The following is a 17735-nucleotide window of genomic DNA, read 5'->3' as shown; positions in this document are numbered from 1 at the left end:
TTTTTATACAGGAAGGTTATATTCGCGAAGCCAGATAATGTTGCTTATACTGATAAAACTCATGAAAATAGATGAGTCATATTTCAGTTTACTTTTTGCTTATGGATAGGGTGAAAATTGCAGTATCGTGCAGAAATAGATGGACTAAGGGCTATTGCGGTATTGCCTGTCATATTATTTCACGCTGGGTTTCAACTCTTCAGTGGTGGCTTTGTCGGAGTCGACGTTTTCTTTGTGATCAGTGGTTATCTGATCACCAGTATTATTCTAGCTGAACTCAATCAAGGTCATTTTAGTCTCGTGACATTTTATGAGCGTCGAGCAAGGCGTATTTTACCTGCGTTATTTTTTGTGATATTAGTTTGCACTCCTTTTGCTTGGGCATGGTTTATGCCTATGGATTTACAAGATTTCGCCCAAAGTGTGGTTGCTGTTTCAACCTTCTCGTCAAATATTTTATTTTGGCTCGAAAGTGATTATTTCGATACTGCTGCAGAGCTTAAACCTTTGTTACACACTTGGAGTCTTGCCGTTGAAGAGCAGTATTATATCCTGTTTCCTTTATTTTTAATGTGGACTTGGCGTTTAGGATTAAAGTGGATACTGGCTTGTTTAGTTTTGATATTTATGATGAGTTTACTGTTGGCACAATGGGGGGCATACCATGCACCTAACGCGGCTTTCTACTTATTACCAACACGAGGGTGGGAGTTGATTTTAGGTGTGTTTGCAGCTTTCTTTTTTTACCACTATCACACCATCAATATAACGCAATACATTCAAAATATCTTGAGTTTATTAGGTTTAGCACTAGTTATTTATGCTATTTTTGCATTTGATGAGACAGTTCCCTTTCCGAGCTTATACACTTTAGTACCAACATTGGGAACCTTGCTCATTATTTTATTTGCTCAACCAGGTACCCTTGTACATGCTTTTTTAAGCTTAAGAGTTTTTGTTTGGATTGGATTAATTAGTTATAGCGCTTATTTATGGCATCAGCCTTTGTTTGCTTTTGCTAAATATTTAAGTTTTACAGAGCCTCCTTTTATATTAATGCTGGGCTTGTGTATTGCATCGATTTTATTGGCTTATTTAAGCTGGCGATTTGTTGAAATGCCATTTAGAAATAAGAAGGTATATAGTCAAAGAGCCATTTTTACTGCCGCCATTGTGATGAGTAGTGCATTTTTGTCGACGGGGTTTTATTTTAGTTTTGATGGTCGTTTTTCTCCTGATAAACAATTAATTGTCAAAGCTTATCGAGCAGATAATAGGGCATTACAGATTGCATCTTGGGATTGGTTGAAGCAAAGGACGATGACTTCAGACTATGGTGTGACTGATAATGCGTTTGATCGCATTCATTGGTTCGATTTAAATGACTCAAGGCAACGCTTATTGATAGTGGGGAATTCACATTCTAAGGATATGTATAATGTACTCAAACGGAGTGAGGTAGCTCATCAATATTTTCAAGTTGCTCGATTTGGTACTGAATTGAATGAATTAGAGGATAATTTTTATCAAACACCTAATTATCAAACATCGGATGTTGTTATGTATGTTTCTCAGTATAAACCGCAAGATCTCGCGTTTTTTGATGCATTGATTAAGCGGGCGATGTTAGATGACAAGAAAATAGTATTTGTTAAAAATATATATGAATTTGAAGAGTTTGGAAGGCGTACCTATGCAGATTTTTTATTTAATTTATTATTAGAAGATAAAGGTCAAGCGAATATTACGGATGTTGATGCGATTAAAATTAATCAAAAACATTTTGAACAATATACTCACCGAGATAGGAAGCAATTACATAAACAGTCAGATAGATTATTAAATCAGTTAAAACAGCAGTATTCAGAGTTAATAGTCTTAGATCGTATGGACTATATTTGTAACAAATCAAAAGCAATTTGTTATGCAATAGGGCCAGATTTTCAAAAGTATTTTTATGATTATGGTCATCATACTTTGGAAGGTTCGACCTTTTTTGGTCAAAGGGTTGATAATGTGAACTGGCTATTACCTATTATTTATTAAACTATTTAGGTTTCATTTTGTTTGCTCCTTAAGTTAATTAATGTTTCGTTAATCAGGGTGCTGGATGTACCTTGAGAATAAGGAAAATAGATCACCTGACACTTAACCGATAACAATTGTTCTTCATATTCTTGCCATTTTGGCGTGTCATACCAATCATCACCGACAAATAAATATTCCGCATGATTTTTTTTGGCTGCTGATACTTTATCCATATTATTTTGTGGTATAGCCACATCGACGTACTGACAGGCTCTGACAACTTCAATACGTTCATAATAGGGAATGACAGAACGTTTGCCTTTATAAAGCACCAGTTCATCGACGGTTACCCCGACGATGAGTTTATCGCACATGGCTTTTGCATTTCTTAATAAATTCACATGCCCAACATGGAAGAGATCGTAAACACCACTTGTATAGCCAATGATCATTCTAGTACCTTAAGGTTCTCGTTGAACCAAATTTGATAAGCGCTCTGTTTATGTTTAAAAATAGTCTGTAAATTGACAGGAAAGCCAATTTTTTTTTCAAATGCAAAGGAATTGTTTTTCATTGTTGCCATAAGATGTCTAAGTGGCATTTTTCCTAATGGATTTCCCATTAATTGTGTTGGTGCCATTTTAGCTGCAATATTAAAGGTATGGATATTAGCAAGGGGCTCTCGTCCTTCAATACCCGCACTCATTAAAGCAAAATCGAGGCGGCGAAATAAAATAGGTAAGTGATAGCGTATGAAAAACCATCTTACGGCTTCAAAGGGGCTTGGGAAGTGATTTTGCTTAAAGATTTCTTCTAGTAAGGTATAAGTATGGCTCGATTTTTGTGGCTGAGTATAACAATATAGTTGGATAAATTCATCGATATCAAAGACAGGTGTGGTATGGGCCCATTGAAAAATACGGTCATATCCGCCAAAAAATTCATCAACGCCTTCTCCGGATAGTAATACTTTAATATTGTTTTTTTTCGCTTCTTTAGCGATGATAGCAAGGAGTACTTCATTTGGCACGGACATAGGTTCGTGACGCAATTTTAGTAACTGTTTAAAATTATGTTTATATTCATCAGGGGTGCATTCATAAAGGACTATATTGTCAATTGATTGTGTTTTTAGATAGTCAACGTCCGGAGCATTTTTTAAGCCAATAGAGTAATATGCATCGATACTGCTCAATATTCTTATTAAGTTTGAATCAATGCCTTTACTGAGTAATAGGCCTATTTTTGCATCAGAAACGGTTCTTGAATGGATGCCTTTGATAAGGGCTTGTTTAAGTTCATGTTGAGTGACAGTTTGATATTCACCCGTTAACTGATCAAGGGGATTGAAATAGCATCCTTTGACGAGGCAATACCCCGGTGAAACTTGCTGTACATGATGATAGAATGAACCGTTAAACATCGGGGCTCTTAATATCGTATATTCTTCTATTGCGGTGGTAATTGGTTTTAAATTAAAGAGTAATGCTAATGTGCTAGGCTCAGATGAAATAGTAATATATTCTTTTCTTTTATAAAAATATAAGGGCTTAACACCAAATTTATCTCGTGCGCAATATTGTAGTTGTCCCAATAAATCAATATAGATGAAACTGAAAAAGCCATCTAACTCATCAAGATGGAGTTTATTATTAATGATTAGCCCGCTGAGTAGCAAGGTATCACTGGTATAGTTTTTTTGTAAATGCTTTTTTCCTAATTCCTGATAATTAAGAATTTCTCCATTGAATAACAGTATACCACCAGCTTTATCGAATATTGGCTGATTTGCTTTGTTTGATAAATCGATTATGGACAGTCTCGAATGATAAATAGACCATTGTTGGAACTGGAGCAGGCCGGATTGGTGATCAGGGCCACGAAAAGCGAGTGTTTTTTCTATGGTATCTATTTGGCTTGGGTTTATTAGAGGATCACTGCTAATAAATATTCCACACATAAAATAGTCCTTAATTCATATCCATGTTAATTCTATTTTTTAGTATTGAAATCCTTAATAGCAACTAGACTTAATCATAGTCACTGTAACTCTCGTTAGCATTATGATTAAGAAAAAAGCACCCTTGTAATTCATAAAGATAATGAAGTACAAGGGTCAACAGTTTTGGGTCATCTCACAGACAGTAAATCATACTGCTTAATTAGAAACTACGGCCCCAACCGGCATAAATGGTAGTGTCCCAGTCATGTCCACCTGTGGTGACGTATTGGCTATACCCAATGGTACCGCCTACTTTCAAGGTACCGTTATAAAGAGGTCTGTGGTAGCTGGTATCGAATTGATACATACGCTCGTACTGATCCGATGACACTTTATTGCCGCCATCAGGATGGGCGTTATCAATGCCGTCCACATTTAATCTTAGCCAACGTAATTTGTTAGTAATATTTTGATTGTCGTCTAATTGAGTTATCGCGCCCAATACTAAGGTTTCTGAGTCATTATCGTAAGTACTGCCGATGCTTCTGTCATAATAACGGTAGCCGTCTTGATAGAAGCCATGTTCATACATGCAATTATATGCGTTAGGGTCGATACCACATGCGACTTTTGTATCGGTATACTCAAGGAAAAGGCGGGTGTTTAATTGAGTGATAAAGACATCGATGCCGCCCATGTTAGAGGCGTTAATGAGTTTTACTTTTTCAGTATGAAAATCTTCATGGATACGCTCAAAATAGATCCCATAAGGGATCCCAAAGGCGGTATCGGACCAACGAAAATCATATCCAGCTAACATGTTTTCTTGACCGTTGTCTAAATCATTTTCGTTTTGTCCGCCATTGGATAATCCATCCCACCAGTCGCTGAAGCTATTACCGTAGCCTTCACCGCCCCATTGCATAGCCCAAGAAAAGCCCACTTCTAATTTGGAAATAGGTCTTAGTGTTGCACGGGTGCGCCACAGCTTTGTATCAGAGATATACCTATCGCTTTCCATTTGGCTAAAGCTGGCTGTATAAGTCCAAGGACCAATCCAATTAAGCCAAGGTGTTTCAAAGGCATGACTGTTATTACGTGTTAAGCTAATACCTGGCATGGGCCTAGCGTTAGTGGTTTGAATAAGGCCTGTATCCCACCCAGGACCCCAATACATTTGTTGTACGCCCGCACTAAAAATCCAATTGCCTAGCATGACTGCAGCAAAACTATTATCTAAGCGTGCGCTATTGCCATCAATGGGATCAACATGATAACTGGCCGATAATCTTCCACTAAACCAATCTTTAGTGACATTGGCATTGACGGTTAATTGGCCCTTATCACGATAATCTTGGCCGAAACCAATAAAGCGTGTTGTGTCTGATGCCGCAGCAATTTCAACGCTTGTATCAATGGCTTTTGTGTCTTTTTCAAAAGCTTGGCTGACACGTCCATAGGCTGCAGTTTGCTGAGGGGTCAGTGTGTTGACATCGGCTTTATCCATGTCTTGTTTCAAACCTGCCCACATAAGCGGGTAAGTAGTAACGGGTTGAAGAATGACCCCTGTGTCGGCTAATAGTTGAATATCGGCTCTTAGCGCCAGATCATCTGGCTCAACCCACCATGCAGCTTGCACGGAATTAATACTTAAAAGCAGGATCCCTGATAATAATTTAAATTTCATTTGTGTCTCAATCGTTAATGCTGGCAGTATGTTAAGTGTTTTTTGTTTGCGCAGTAGTATATAGGAGAAATGTATTTTATAGAAAAGATAAAAATGTGATCTAAATAAGACTTTTGTATAGTTATCTGTTTGTTTTTTGTCCTCCTTATGAAGATTTTTGATATTTTTCTTTTATTACAGCTAGTTGAAAATATTGACGTCATACCACTGTCTGATTTATTGCCATTGAAATAAACCTAAATATTTACAATGTAGAATTGAAAGGTAAGCAAGGCTTATGTAAATGCGTATAATAAGGTGAAAAATAAAATGAAAGCTCAGGTTTACGATTATGAATATTCATCCGCTTTCCAAGCGTAATGGGATCACACTCACTCTCGTGGGGGGGATGGCATTAATAGCAGGTATTATTCTGTTTTTGCAGAACAAAGATAATTTTGCTATCGGGCTAGTTTTTTTTTCTGTTGGAATGATTGTGACGATTTTAGGTGCGGCTAAGCAGCTTGAACCGAATACGACATTAACACTTAATGGTGAAGGTTTACGTTATTTTCATCGTCGAGGTGAGGTGTGGCTTGATTGGAGCAATATTCAGCGTATTGATATTCCAAATGTACATCATAATGGGCAGTGGATCACTTTGCCTTATGTGGGGTTAAAGGTGAAATCCATTAATGCAGTATTAGATGTGATTTCTCCTCGATTAGCTACCGGTTTACTCACCGAGCAACGTCCATTATTAATGACGGCTTCTGCACAAGATGAAGATATTGCCACATTAGAGACCTACTTAGGAGCTGAGTTTACGCCATTGGAAGTTAATAATGAGCGTTATAGGGGAGTGCTGGCGATGTTTGGCCATCGAAGCTTAATGTTGAATAAATATTTGGGATATCATTTATTTATTCCTTTTGATAGCTTGGACAGGGAAGGGGAAGCGTTTGTACAACTATTGAAAGAGTACCGAACCAAGGTTTAAAAGGGGCTTTTTAAGAGGCTAAATAAGGCTAACTTTAAAAGGTAAGCTAGCCTTATCTGTTACCATCGGCCATTTGATACAGGGTCAAATTTTAACTGGTAGCAGGATTTTCTGCTAATTGTTTTGCAGGCTCTGATGGTGTGTAAGTATTAGAAAGTAATTCTGCACTTTCCCGTACACGCATGCCAATAAATTGTCCGCCTTCAAAAATTTCCATTGATTGGCAATTGACTTCACCATCGACTCGACCAGTACTGGTAATGTTGAGTTTGTTGCAGTTTAATTTTCCTTTAAAACTACCAGAGACTCTCAGCTCTACACACTGAAGCTCGCCTTCAACATAGCCATCTAGTTCAATATTAATATTACTTGTCGATTGGATAGTACCTTGCAATTCACCGGATATGAGTGCTTCATCAGTAAATTGTATATCCCCCGTTAATTTTGTACCTTGGGCGATAAAGGTGAGTCCACCTGTTTTGCTTTTTTTGAACATCGGATCTATCTTCATGGGATCAGGGTTTGTATTATATTAACGCTAAAGCTCAGCCAAGAAAACCACTAAAATTTGGCACTTTAATGTCATTTTTTTGGCTCAAATGAATTGAAAGTCAATAGTACTATTTTTAATAGTCAGGTAATGGCATTAAAACGGTATACATTGTTAAATTAAAGAAGTATAAAAATCCTTACTGCTCTAAATATGAACATTATGTTGAACTTGTTGAGGGTTTAAAGTCGTTTTTATTCACTGATCGTAATGAATGAATTTTAAGCGTGGTGAAGGTTTGCAAACTATATTGTAAGTTAATTGTTTTTATTGTGTTTGTATTTTGATTTTTTCATGGAAAGAACGCAGCCGATAAGAGCGACTGCGATGTTCAATTTGCCTAGTCAGTATAACCGTTAGGGTTATTAGATTGCCAATGCCAGCTACTTTTTACCATATCATCAAGCGTATGACTGGCTTGCCAGTTTAATTCTGTTTGTGCCTTTTGAGGTGCGGCGTAGCAGGCCGCTATATCACCTGGGCGTCTCGCTGTTATTTGATAGGGAATAGGTTTATGGCAAGCTTGTTCAAATGCATGGATCATTTCAAGCACGCTATAGCCTTGACCCGTGCCTAAATTATACGTCACGAGTCCAGGCTGGGTGTTAAGCTTTTCGAGTGCCTTAAGGTGACCAAGGGCAAGATCAACGACATGAATATAATCGCGAACACCTGTTCCGTCATGGGTGTTGTAATCATTACCGAAGACACTGAGCTTATCTCTTTTTCCTACAGCCACTTGGGAAATAAACGGCATTAAATTATTGGGAATGTCATTGGGATCTTCACCAATTAGCCCACTTGGGTGGGCGCCAACAGGATTAAAGTAACGTAACCTTGCGATATTCCATGTATTATCTGCTTGATGTAGATCAGATAAAATATTTTCTACCATGAGTTTAGATTGGCCATAGGGGTTGGTGGCGGAAATGGGAAAGTTTTCGGTGATAGGTAAAGATGCAGGATCGCCATAAACCGTTGCTGATGAACTAAAGACTAGGTTCTTAACATTAAATTCGTTCATGACTTCGCAAAGCGATAGCGTGCCCGTCACATTATTTTCATAATAGCGTAAAGGTTGTTCAACGGATTCACCTACTGCTTTTAGACCAGCAAAGTGAATAACAGAGCGAATTGAATGATCGGTAAAGACTTTTTGTAAAAAAGCTTTATTGAGCACGTCACCTTGGTAAAAAGTGATGCTTTTCTGGGTAATTTGTTCAACGCGAGATAGCGCTGTGACACTGGCATTGCTTAAGTTGTCGAGTACGACAACATCTTGCCCTGAATTTAATAATTCGACTACGGTATGGCTGCCTATATACCCAGCGCCACCTGTGACTAAAATAGTCATATTTTCATATCCTTAACAAGATTTACTAGATATTCTTTAAAGTCATTACCGATTTCTTTGTGCCGAAGTGCGTGCTCTACTGTAGCTTGCATATAGCCCATTTTATTACCGCAGTCATGACTTTTACCTTGCATATAATAAGCATTAACGGTTTGTTTTTCCATCAGCATAGCAATGGCGTCAGTGAGTTGGATCTCATTACCCGCACCTGCAGGCGTTTTTGCTAATAAGGGCCATATTTCAGCAGGAAGGATATACCGTCCGACAACACTTAAATTAGAAGGTGCTTCATTGACTTTTGGTTTTTCAACCAGTTGTGCTAAAGGGTATGACTCACCAGGTGACAAGGGATGACCATTGACATCTGCAATACCATATTGATCCACTTGATCTTGAGGGACACCTTCGACCATGATTTGGCTCACTTGTGTTTCATTGTATAGTTTAACCATGCCCGCCAAGTTATCTATGTGTAGATGACAACTCGCACTATCGACAATGACATCAGGTAGCAGCACTGCAAAAGGTTGATTCCCAACAACGGGGTAAGCACAAGAAATGGCATGGCCTAGGCCTTTTGCTTGAGACTGACGGACGCTGATCACCGAAACATGACTTGGACAAATGGCTTGTACTTCAGATAATAATTGTCTTTTGACACGACTTTCAAGCTGAGCTTCAAGTTCAAAACTGGTATCAAAATGATTTTCAATGGAATTTTTACTCGCGTGGGTGACCAGCACAATTTCATCAATCCCAGCTGCGATAGCTTCGTTGACAACATATTGGATCAATGGCTTATCCATTACCGGTAGCATTTCTTTTGGAATGGCTTTTGTTGCGGGTAACATACGGGTGCCTAAACCTGCAACAGGAATGACGGCTTTGCGAATTTGATTAGACTGCATTTTCTTCCTTAGTCTTTTAAAGAGTGCAGAGAGTAATGCTATATTACGGACAAAATAGTGATATCAAAACTGTTTTTGTAGGCAATGGGTGAAATAAATCTTCATCACGCAATTTCTGTCCAATCTCAACCACATATTATATACCCAAACCACTTGAAAGTGCATGTTTTCAGAGCCCGTAAAAAGGCTTAATTCAAGGCGCATTATTGAAAGAATGCTTATTGCCTTTTGAGGTGATGCAACGTAGAAGTTAGTCTTTTTACAGGCTCCCAACGGGCTGGCCTCTTTATATGTAAAAGCAAACACTTTTATTCTGCGTTATTGAATATCAACTTAGAATAACTAAGCACGCTGTTCAAGCTGACCATCATGGATGATGGAAATGTCATTTATGCAGGAGCAATTAATGACCTTGCCTAAACGCGTTTTAATTCCAGCTGAATCCTGCATCTTCAAGTGGTTTGGGTATAGCTCTGGAAATAGGTGTAACAAAAATTTTACGAAAATATTATGAACACTCGAAAGAATTAAGTGCATCATAGTTAACAAAACGCTTGCTTTAGTTAACTATGAATAGAGTTGCAACCGAATGTGTGTGAATAACGATGAATACAAAAACACAATATATTGCTCGTAGTGCTGATTTGAACGGGGTGATACAATATCCTCAAGATGAACATGATACTTGGTGTCAATTGTATACTCGGCAGCTGGATAAATTGCCGGGTCGAGCCTGTGAGGAATATCTATTGGGGCTAGACGCCTTATCTTTACCTCGCAGTAGGATCCCCCAATTATTTGAGATTGATAAAGTTTTATTAGATACCACTGGCTGGAAGACAGCGGCAGTTCCTGCTCTTATTTCTTTTGGTCGATTTTTTGAACTCTTGGCTAATAAGTCTTTTCCTGTGGCGACTTTTATTCGTAATAAACAGGAACTTGATTATCTCCAAGAACCCGATATTTTTCATGAGATTTTCGGACATTGTCCCTTATTGACTAATCCGTCATTTGCTCATTTTTCTCATCTTTATGGCCAATTAGGTTTGGCTGCCACGCCGCAAGAGCGGGTGTACTTAGCTCGGCTCTACTGGTTTACCGTTGAGTTCGGGCTCATTCAATCGGATCCTGAAACTCTGAGAATTTATGGTGGCGGAATTTTGAGCTCGCCGGGTGAAACGCTTTATGTCACAGGACCAACGCCAGAAATTAAGCCTTTTGATCTACTTGAAGTATTACGAACACCTTATCGTATCGATATCATGCAGCCTGTTTATTACGCGATAGATCATATTAGCGTGCTAGATGATATTACTAAAATGGATATCATGGCCTATGTGAAAGAAGCGATAAAATTGGGCTTATTGCCCGCTAAATTTGAACAAAAGCAGAAATTATCATCATAAATAAGTGCGAAGGAATAATAATGACCAAATTAGCAGATATGCAATGTGAAGCCTGTCAAGTGGGGGCGCCTCAAGTGTCTGATGAAGAATTGGCAACGTTAATCAAATTGATCCCAGATTGGACCGTCGTGGTTCGTGATGGTGTGATGCAACTTGAAAGAGTGTTTAAGTTCAAAAACTTTAGGTTAGCGATGGTGTTTACGAATGCGTTAGCCGATTTGGCAGAAGCGGATTTTCATCATCCAGGTATATTAACCGAATGGGGTAAAGTGACGGTTACTTGGTGGTCTCACTCTGTGAAAGGCCTACATCAGAATGATTTTATTATGGCCGCTAAAACGGATAAGTTATTAGTGACAGAATAATAGTTTAATACAAGATAAAATGGCGCTTTTTTGCGCCATTTTTTATTGTTTTTTTGGTCGCTTTGTAAACTATGCTTGCCACATTCGTGATAACCTTTTACCGTATACCCACTAAATATCCAATGTCATCTCGGGTTTGGTTTAATCCATTAAACCATCAGTGCATCGTTTTGTTCGCTAACGGCTCATTGTTTATATGTTAAAGAGTCGCGTTCAGGTCGAGTTGATATCGAAAAGGAAAGGGTAAATTATGCGTTTGGAAGTCAGCTGTTTGGATCGTGTTGGTTTAGCAAAAGATATTTTAACTATCATGGAAGGCTATAGCATTAATTTATTTGCCATTGATGCAAGTAATCAAGGTTTTCTTTATTTGCAGTTTGCTGAAGTTAATTTTGATATATTGAGCGAATTACTTCCCTTAATTCGTAAAGTTGAAGGCGTACATGATGTTAGAACGGTATCTTTTATGCCTTCAGAACAAGAACATTATGCGCTTAAGACATTATTGAAAACATTGCCTGATAGTGTTTTTTCACTGGATGCAAAGGGAAAAATTTGCATCGTTAATGAATCGGCTTTACAAACCTTAGGGATGTCAGAGCAAGAAGTGCAAGATGAGCCCCTCAACCATTGGGTTCAAGGAGTCAACTTTAGCCGTTGGTTGAGTGAAGCACAAGTCTTAGCGCAAGCAACGCGAGTCACGATAGGTGATAATGAATATTTAGCTGAAATGCTACCTATCTATTTACCTGATGGACCCAGTGGTTCCATTTTAGCGGGGGCGGTGGTTCTGCTTAAATCCCCTGCACGGGTAGGAAAGCAGTTTAATGCACTGCAAAATCAATCTTCAGGCTTTGAGACAGTTTTAGCAAGCAGTGATAAAATGAAATCCGTACTGACACAAGCTCGGCGAATGGCTCAGCTTGATGCTCCTTTGTTGATCACTGGAGAAACGGGAACTGGCAAAGAATTGATGGCTAGGGCTTGCCATGATGCTTGCATGCGAAGAGAAAGCCCTTTTATTGCCATTAATTGCGCCGCTATGCCAGACAGCGCGGCGGAAGAGGAGTTATTTGGTTATGTGAATAAAGGTGCCGTTTCTAAGAAAGGTCTTTTTGAAGAAGGGGATGGAGGAACGATTTTTCTGGATGAAATTGCTGAAATGTCAACCTCAGCTCAAGTGAAGTTGTTACGCTTTTTGCAAGATGGCAGTTTTAGAAGAGTGGGCGGTAATGAGGAAGTGAGGGTCGATGTTAGGATTATTTGTTCGACTCAAAAAAACCTAGCAGAGTTATGTCAAAGTGGCGCCTTTAGAGAAGATCTTTACTATCGTATTCACGTGTTGAGTTTCCACATGCCAGCTTTACGAGAGCGAAAAGTGGATGTGCTGCCTTTAACTGAAATGTTTTTAGAGCATTATAGCCAACAGCTTTCTATTCCTATTAGGCGGATCTCCGCGGCGTGCCGTGAGCATTTATTAGATTATGCATGGCCCGGTAATGTACGTCAGCTGAAAAATGCTATTTTCAGGGCGGTGTCTATGTGGGATGGGCATACAGAGTTAACGATTGAGCAATTGAAGCTACCTTCCTATGCAGAAGGTTTTGGTTATTTTGATGAAGAGTTTGAAGGCTGTTTAGATGAAGCAATGAAGGAATTTGAGTCCAACTTGCTCAGACGTTTATACCCTGCTTATCCCAGTACTCGACAGTTGGCAAAAAAATTAGGCGTATCTCATACTGCGATTGCGAATAAATTAAGAGAGTATAAAATCAGTAAGCCTAAACCTGTTTCGTAATTCATTTTACTTTTTTATTGAGGTCGCTACAGTTGCGACCTTTTGTAACGAAGACTTTACGCATCTTTTCTTTTTCTTTGCTATCTATTTTTATCAAAATAATATTATCTCTCACGGGATGAAGGTAGGCTTCTTGCAGAGAAAAATAAAATAAGCATTGTCTTAATTTTTGACAATAAATGAGGATCATATGAAATTAGCAAGTTATGATAACGGAACCCGTGATGGTCAACTAATGCTCGTCAGTCGCGATTTATCAAAGGCCGTTGCTGTGCCAGCGATAGCCCACACTATGCAACAGTTATTGGATTCTTGGGCGTTGCTTTATCCTCAATTGCAAGAGCTTTATGATGCTTTAAACGAAGGACTCATTGAGAACAGTCTCGACTTTGATGAATCTCAATGTCATTCGCCTTTGCCTAGAGCTTATCAATGGGCAGATGGAAGTGCCTATGTGAATCATGTTGAGCTTGTTCGTCAAGCGCGAGGGGCTCAAATGCCTGAGACATTTTGGCATGATCCCCTTGTTTATCAAGGTGGCTCTGATTGCTTTATTCAACCGAAAGCCGATATTCCTCTAGCTAGCGAAGAATGGGGCATTGATTTTGAGTCAGAAATAGCGGTGATCACTGATGATGTGCCCATGGGAGTGGGAGCTCAAGATGCCGATAAGCACATTAAATTACTGATGTTAGTTAATGATGTGTCGCTGCGTAATCTGATCCCTGGTGAACTTGCCAAAGGTTTTGGCTTTTATCAGGCTAAACCGTCGAGTAGTTTTTCACCTGTGGCGATTACACCCGATGAGCTTGGTGATAAATGGCAAGACAGTAAGGTTCACCTTCCATTAATGACCCATTTGAATGACGCTTTATTTGGGCAACCGAATGCAGGTGTCGATATGACATTTAACTTTAGTCAACTGGTCTCTCATGTGGCTAAAACACGACCTTTAGGTGCGGGGGCAATCGTGGGGTCGGGTACGATTTCAAATTATGATCGCAGTGCAGGTTCAAGTTGTCTTGCTGAAAAAAGAATGTTGGAAGTGATTGCTGACGGCAAAGCGAGCACGGCATTTATGCAGTTTGGCGATCGCGTTAAAATCGAAATGTTGGACGAACAAGGCCAGAGTATTTTTGGGGCGATCGATCAAAAAGTGGTGCAATACCAAGGTTAATATTTAGCGGCTACAGCGCCAGTTTTGTGGCGCTTTTTAAAAGGATCGATATTAAAAGGACAATCCATGAATAAGCTTTATGGCTATTGGCGTTCAAGTGCGGCTTATCGTGTGCGCATTGCATTGAACTTAAAAGAAATCACAGTTGAACAATTGTCAGTTCATTTGGTAAAAGCAGGTGGAGAGCAGCACAAAGCGGCTTATTTGGCGTTAAATCCGCAAGCATTAGTCCCAAGTTTTGTGGTGAATGATGAAAGCACAGGGTTTGAAAGTGAAGTGCTCACCCAATCTCTGGCTATCTTGGAGTATCTCGATGAAGTGTATCCTCAACATGCTTTATTACCCTCATCAAGTTTAGCCCGTGCAAATGTGCGTGCGATGGCAATGTCGATAGCATGTGATATTCATCCGTTAAATAATTTGAGAGTATTACAATACTTGTCGAGTCAGTTAAACATCAATGATGATGATAAGGGGGCTTGGTATAGGCATTGGATTGAGCAAGGCTTTACGGCGTTAGAAGCCCAATTGACTCGAGTGTCAGGTTTATATTGTTATGGCGACACAGTGTCGATGGCGGACGTATGTTTGGTACCACAAGTGTACAATGCAGAGCGTTTTGGCGTCGACTTGACGCCTTATTCCAATATCATGAGAGTGAATGCCGCCTGTCTTGAATTAGCGGCCTTTAACGATGCTAGGCCTGAAAATCAGCCCGATGCCAGTTAATATTCTTATCTGATTTTCTGTGAACTTTATCGGTTCTCCATTAAAAAATTAACAAACGCTCTATCTGCTTGGCTGATAGGGCGTTGTTTTTTCCAAGCAATATGAAGGTCTAAAAGCATCGGTGGGTTGAAAGGCTTTGCTAAAATAGTGGTTTCATTTTCAATGACCATTTTGAGTACACTCGATATAGCAAATTCTTGTGCAATCACTTGTTTAATTAAATTGATGAGGTTTGTTTCAAAAGCAATATTAGCATTAAGATTGAGTCGTTTAGCTTGTTTTAATACCCACTCTCGATGGAAGTATCCCGGCTGAAACATCACTAATTCATGATTAAAAAATTGAGTGAGAGTAACATTGTTTTGTTTCGCTAATGGATGATTTTGACCAACGGCGACGACCATTTGCTCTTGTAATAATAAATGACTATCAAATTCATCAGTGAGATCATCTGCAGTGACAATGGCGATATCAACATCTTCATTTTGGAGCATTGTTAATGCATGCCGTGTGCCTCCTTCAAAGAGTGACAGTTTCAAGCTTGGGTGTTGATGCCTAAATGCCATTAATCGAGAGGGGAGATAGAATGACCCTAACATACCCGATACGGCCACTCTCACTTCTCCTCGCGTTAAATTCGCCATGGATTTGATATGGGCTTCAGCTTGCTGCACTTGCTTTAAAATGAGCTTGGCATGGGTATGTAATGCTTGGCCTTCTGCTGTAAGGCTGACGGGCTTATTCCTGCTTTGATAATGCCTATCGATTAATGTCACGCCTAGGGCTAGCTCTAAACGTTTAATGCTTTGGCTTAATGCTGGTTGTGCAATATGTAATTGTGCAGCCGCTTTAGTAAAGCTGCCGGTATCAACTAATGCGTTGAGGTGATTAAGCTGTTTTATATCCATAACAAAAATTTATAGGTTGGATAGTTTTTATTTATTATTGTTATGCTAGTGGCATTGATAAACTATGTCTACTTTTTTAGTAGCCTATTAATGTTAGCGATGGATCAAGTGAACAAAGAAAGGAGACTCATTGCCGGAGTGTCCATTGCCTCGGTTGTGGTGTATATCAATTTGTATTTAGTACAAGGTATGTTGCCTTTAATCGCTGAACATTTCATGGTCTCGATGAGCCAAGCGACATTATTATTATCGGTAACCAGTTTTACCTTAGCTATTTCTTTATTGTTTTTCGCCATCATGTCTGATCGTATTGGCCGTAAAAAACCGGCGATGGTGAGTTTATATTTAATCGCATTACTCGATTTTTTAATGATATGGACTCACGACTTTTCTCTGTTACTTATATTGAGAATGATACAAGGAGTATTACTTGCTGCGTTACCTGCAGTGGCTATGGCCTATTTTAAAGATGAGTTAGGTCAAGATTCATTATTAAAAGCGGGGGCGATTTATATTACGGTGAACAGTTTTGGGGGTATTTTAGGTCGATTATTGGGGGGGACTTTGTCTGAATATTTCACTTGGTCTCAATCGATGCAAACTTTGTTCGTGTTAACCTTAGTAGGCTGTTTTTTGTCGAGTTACTTTTTACCAGGCTGTCGTTTTGTTCCTTCCATTAAAGGACAAGTGAAAGGTTATGTGAGCAAAGCTGATATCTCAGGTTTTGCCTTACACTTAAATGATTTAAAGATGCGGTTAGTGTATTGCATTGCTGGACTGGCATTTATGGTGATGGTGAATCAATTTAGTTATATTCAGTTACATTTAATGGCAGCGCCTTTTTATTGGGGGCGATTTGAGGTGACTTTTATTTTCTTGTGTTATCTCAGTGGTACCTTTGCGTCTTATTATTCTGCCAAATGGTTCCGCCGATTGGGGTTGTCCCGTGTGAGTTTGCTTTGCATCGGGTTCATGTTTATCGGTGTCTCGTTGACTTTATTTAATAGTGCATTAATGATTTTTGTCGGTTTTTTATTGAGTGCCTTTGGTTTTTTCTTATTACACAGCAGTTGTAATTCTTGGGTAGCCATGAGAGCACAGGAGCATAGATCTAAGGCGACAGCCTTGTATTTATGTGTTTATTATATTGGTGCGGCGCTTGGTGGTCCTTATTTATTGCCATTTTGGCAGCACTGGGGTTGGAATGGAGTCGTATTTGGCGTTGTGCTCGTTTTGGTTGTCACGTTATTCTTGATTGCCAAATATATTTCACTGCCTGATAGTCAAAGTGTTAAGTTCTCACTTTCTTAGCTGATCTATGCAATATGATGGACTGCAAATGTAAGGATTATTTTATTACAGTGCGCTGATTTTTTTCGGTGGGGAGCAATTCTAACTTTCCCTGTTCATTGAAGTACCAGCCTGTAATAACACCTTGTTGTCTCATTTGTACAAGATCATGCACCATTTGCTTCGCTTCTAGTAATGCAGTTTTTTCATCATATTGATGCGTTGTTTTCAGGTAGGAGGCAATGCTATCAATGGATGTGGATTGGTTAATATCAGCAGTCATCAGTTTTACCTCATCACAGTTAATACTAAAGTACTAATATTGAGTATAGTCTACTGGTTTTTTTATAAGAGAATAAAACAACTAAAGTGAGTGAAAATTGACTAAATTAAGGCGTTTGAATTAGATAGGATAAATAATGGTGGTCGATACTGGGCTCGAACCAGTGACCCCCTCCTTGTAAGGGAGGTGCTCTCCCAGCTGAGCTAATCGACCTGGGACTTTCTTTTTACGGCTTACAGTATTATTTATTCATATCATGATTAAATAATGGTGGTCGATACTGGGCTCGAACCAGTGACCCCCTCCTTGTAAGGGAGGTGCTCTCCCAGCT

The 17735-nt window shown here is 39.1% G+C and carries 16 protein-coding genes and 1 tRNA gene; 8 read left to right on the top strand and 9 right to left on the bottom strand.

Annotation, left to right across the window (positions count from 1 at the left end):
* Positions 1 to 117: 117 nt before the first annotated feature.
* Positions 118 to 2046 carry an acyltransferase family protein gene (locus tag Q0779_RS21120; protein WP_298775748.1) on the top strand — a complete coding sequence of 643 codons (1929 nt, stop codon included), beginning with the start codon at positions 118 to 120 and terminating at the stop codon, positions 2044 to 2046.
* A 5-nt stretch (positions 2047 to 2051) separates the two neighbouring features.
* On the opposite strand, the gene Q0779_RS21115 is transcribed toward Q0779_RS21120, so the two are convergent.
* The 3 genes from Q0779_RS21115 to Q0779_RS21105 form a co-directional block, all read right to left on the bottom strand.
* Complete coding sequence (locus tag Q0779_RS21115; protein ID WP_298775746.1) at positions 2052 to 2480, bottom strand: adenylyltransferase/cytidyltransferase family protein; 429 nt, start codon at positions 2478 to 2480, stop codon at positions 2052 to 2054.
* Entirely contained in the window at positions 2477 to 3988 is a 1512-nt protein-coding gene (locus tag Q0779_RS21110) for an asparagine synthase-related protein (protein WP_298775744.1), read from the bottom strand. Before Q0779_RS21110 ends, Q0779_RS21115 begins: the two co-directional genes overlap by 4 nt.
* 202 nt (positions 3989 to 4190) lie before the next feature.
* Positions 4191 to 5657 (bottom strand): capsule assembly Wzi family protein, encoded by a 1467-nt coding sequence (locus Q0779_RS21105; RefSeq protein WP_298775742.1) that lies wholly within the window; start codon positions 5655 to 5657, stop codon positions 4191 to 4193.
* 331 nt (positions 5658 to 5988) lie between these two features.
* On the opposite strand from Q0779_RS21105, the gene Q0779_RS21100 reads away from it, so the two are divergent.
* A complete protein-coding gene (locus Q0779_RS21100) occupies positions 5989 to 6636 on the top strand; it encodes a DUF2982 domain-containing protein (protein WP_298775740.1) in 648 nt (215 codons plus the stop codon).
* 91 nt (positions 6637 to 6727) lie between these two features.
* On the opposite strand, the gene Q0779_RS21095 is transcribed toward Q0779_RS21100, so the two are convergent.
* From Q0779_RS21095 to galU, 3 genes are all read right to left on the bottom strand, one after another.
* On the bottom strand, positions 6728 to 7132 hold the full coding sequence (locus tag Q0779_RS21095; protein WP_298775737.1) for a polymer-forming cytoskeletal protein: 405 nt from the start codon (positions 7130 to 7132) through the stop codon (positions 6728 to 6730).
* Between the two features lie 394 nt (positions 7133 to 7526).
* Entirely contained in the window at positions 7527 to 8540 is a 1014-nt protein-coding gene (galE, locus tag Q0779_RS21090; RefSeq protein ID WP_298775736.1) for a UDP-glucose 4-epimerase GalE, read from the bottom strand.
* A complete protein-coding gene (gene galU, locus Q0779_RS21085; protein WP_298775735.1) occupies positions 8537 to 9448 on the bottom strand; it encodes a UTP--glucose-1-phosphate uridylyltransferase GalU in 912 nt (303 codons plus the stop codon). Before galU ends, galE begins: the two co-directional genes overlap by 4 nt.
* A gap of 605 nt (positions 9449 to 10053) precedes the next feature.
* On the opposite strand from galU, the gene phhA reads away from it, so the two are divergent.
* From phhA to maiA, 5 genes are all read left to right on the top strand, one after another.
* Positions 10054 to 10854 carry a phenylalanine 4-monooxygenase gene (gene phhA / locus Q0779_RS21080; protein WP_298775733.1) on the top strand — a complete coding sequence of 267 codons (801 nt, stop codon included), beginning with the start codon at positions 10054 to 10056 and terminating at the stop codon, positions 10852 to 10854.
* A gap of 20 nt (positions 10855 to 10874) precedes the next feature.
* The gene (locus tag Q0779_RS21075) at positions 10875 to 11219 is read left to right on the top strand and encodes a 4a-hydroxytetrahydrobiopterin dehydratase (protein WP_298775731.1); all 345 of its coding nucleotides are present in this window, start codon (positions 10875 to 10877) and stop codon (positions 11217 to 11219) included.
* A gap of 250 nt (positions 11220 to 11469) precedes the next feature.
* Entirely contained in the window at positions 11470 to 13017 is a 1548-nt protein-coding gene (gene tyrR / locus Q0779_RS21070) for a transcriptional regulator TyrR (RefSeq protein ID WP_298775729.1), read from the top strand.
* 190 nt (positions 13018 to 13207) lie between these two features.
* Positions 13208 to 14194, top strand: coding sequence for a fumarylacetoacetate hydrolase family protein (locus tag Q0779_RS21065; RefSeq protein ID WP_298775727.1), 987 nt, complete (start codon positions 13208 to 13210; stop codon positions 14192 to 14194).
* A gap of 66 nt (positions 14195 to 14260) precedes the next feature.
* Positions 14261 to 14923, top strand: a complete 663-nt coding sequence (maiA, locus tag Q0779_RS21060; RefSeq protein WP_298775726.1) for a maleylacetoacetate isomerase — start codon at positions 14261 to 14263, stop codon at positions 14921 to 14923.
* A 26-nt stretch (positions 14924 to 14949) separates the two neighbouring features.
* Here maiA and Q0779_RS21055 read toward each other — a convergent pair whose 3' ends face one another.
* Entirely contained in the window at positions 14950 to 15831 is an 882-nt protein-coding gene (locus Q0779_RS21055; protein ID WP_298775724.1) for a LysR family transcriptional regulator, read from the bottom strand.
* A 90-nt stretch (positions 15832 to 15921) separates the two neighbouring features.
* On the opposite strand from Q0779_RS21055, the gene Q0779_RS21050 reads away from it, so the two are divergent.
* Positions 15922 to 17142, top strand: a complete 1221-nt coding sequence (locus Q0779_RS21050) for an MFS transporter (RefSeq protein WP_367180825.1) — start codon at positions 15922 to 15924, stop codon at positions 17140 to 17142.
* A 37-nt stretch (positions 17143 to 17179) separates the two neighbouring features.
* Here Q0779_RS21050 and Q0779_RS21045 read toward each other — a convergent pair whose 3' ends face one another.
* Together Q0779_RS21045 and Q0779_RS21040 are read right to left on the bottom strand one after the other, a co-directional pair.
* The gene (locus Q0779_RS21045) at positions 17180 to 17404 is read right to left on the bottom strand and encodes a hypothetical protein (protein ID WP_298775718.1); all 225 of its coding nucleotides are present in this window, start codon (positions 17402 to 17404) and stop codon (positions 17180 to 17182) included.
* Between the two features lie 137 nt (positions 17405 to 17541).
* A tRNA-Val gene (locus Q0779_RS21040) sits at positions 17542 to 17617 on the bottom strand.
* Positions 17618 to 17735: the final 118 nt, after the last annotated feature.

Source organism: uncultured Shewanella sp., assembly GCF_947491715.1.
GTDB lineage: Bacteria > Pseudomonadota > Gammaproteobacteria > Enterobacterales > Shewanellaceae > Shewanella.
The sequence above is the reverse complement of the archived record's forward strand: the minus strand, read 5'-3'. Positions and strand labels throughout refer to the sequence as shown.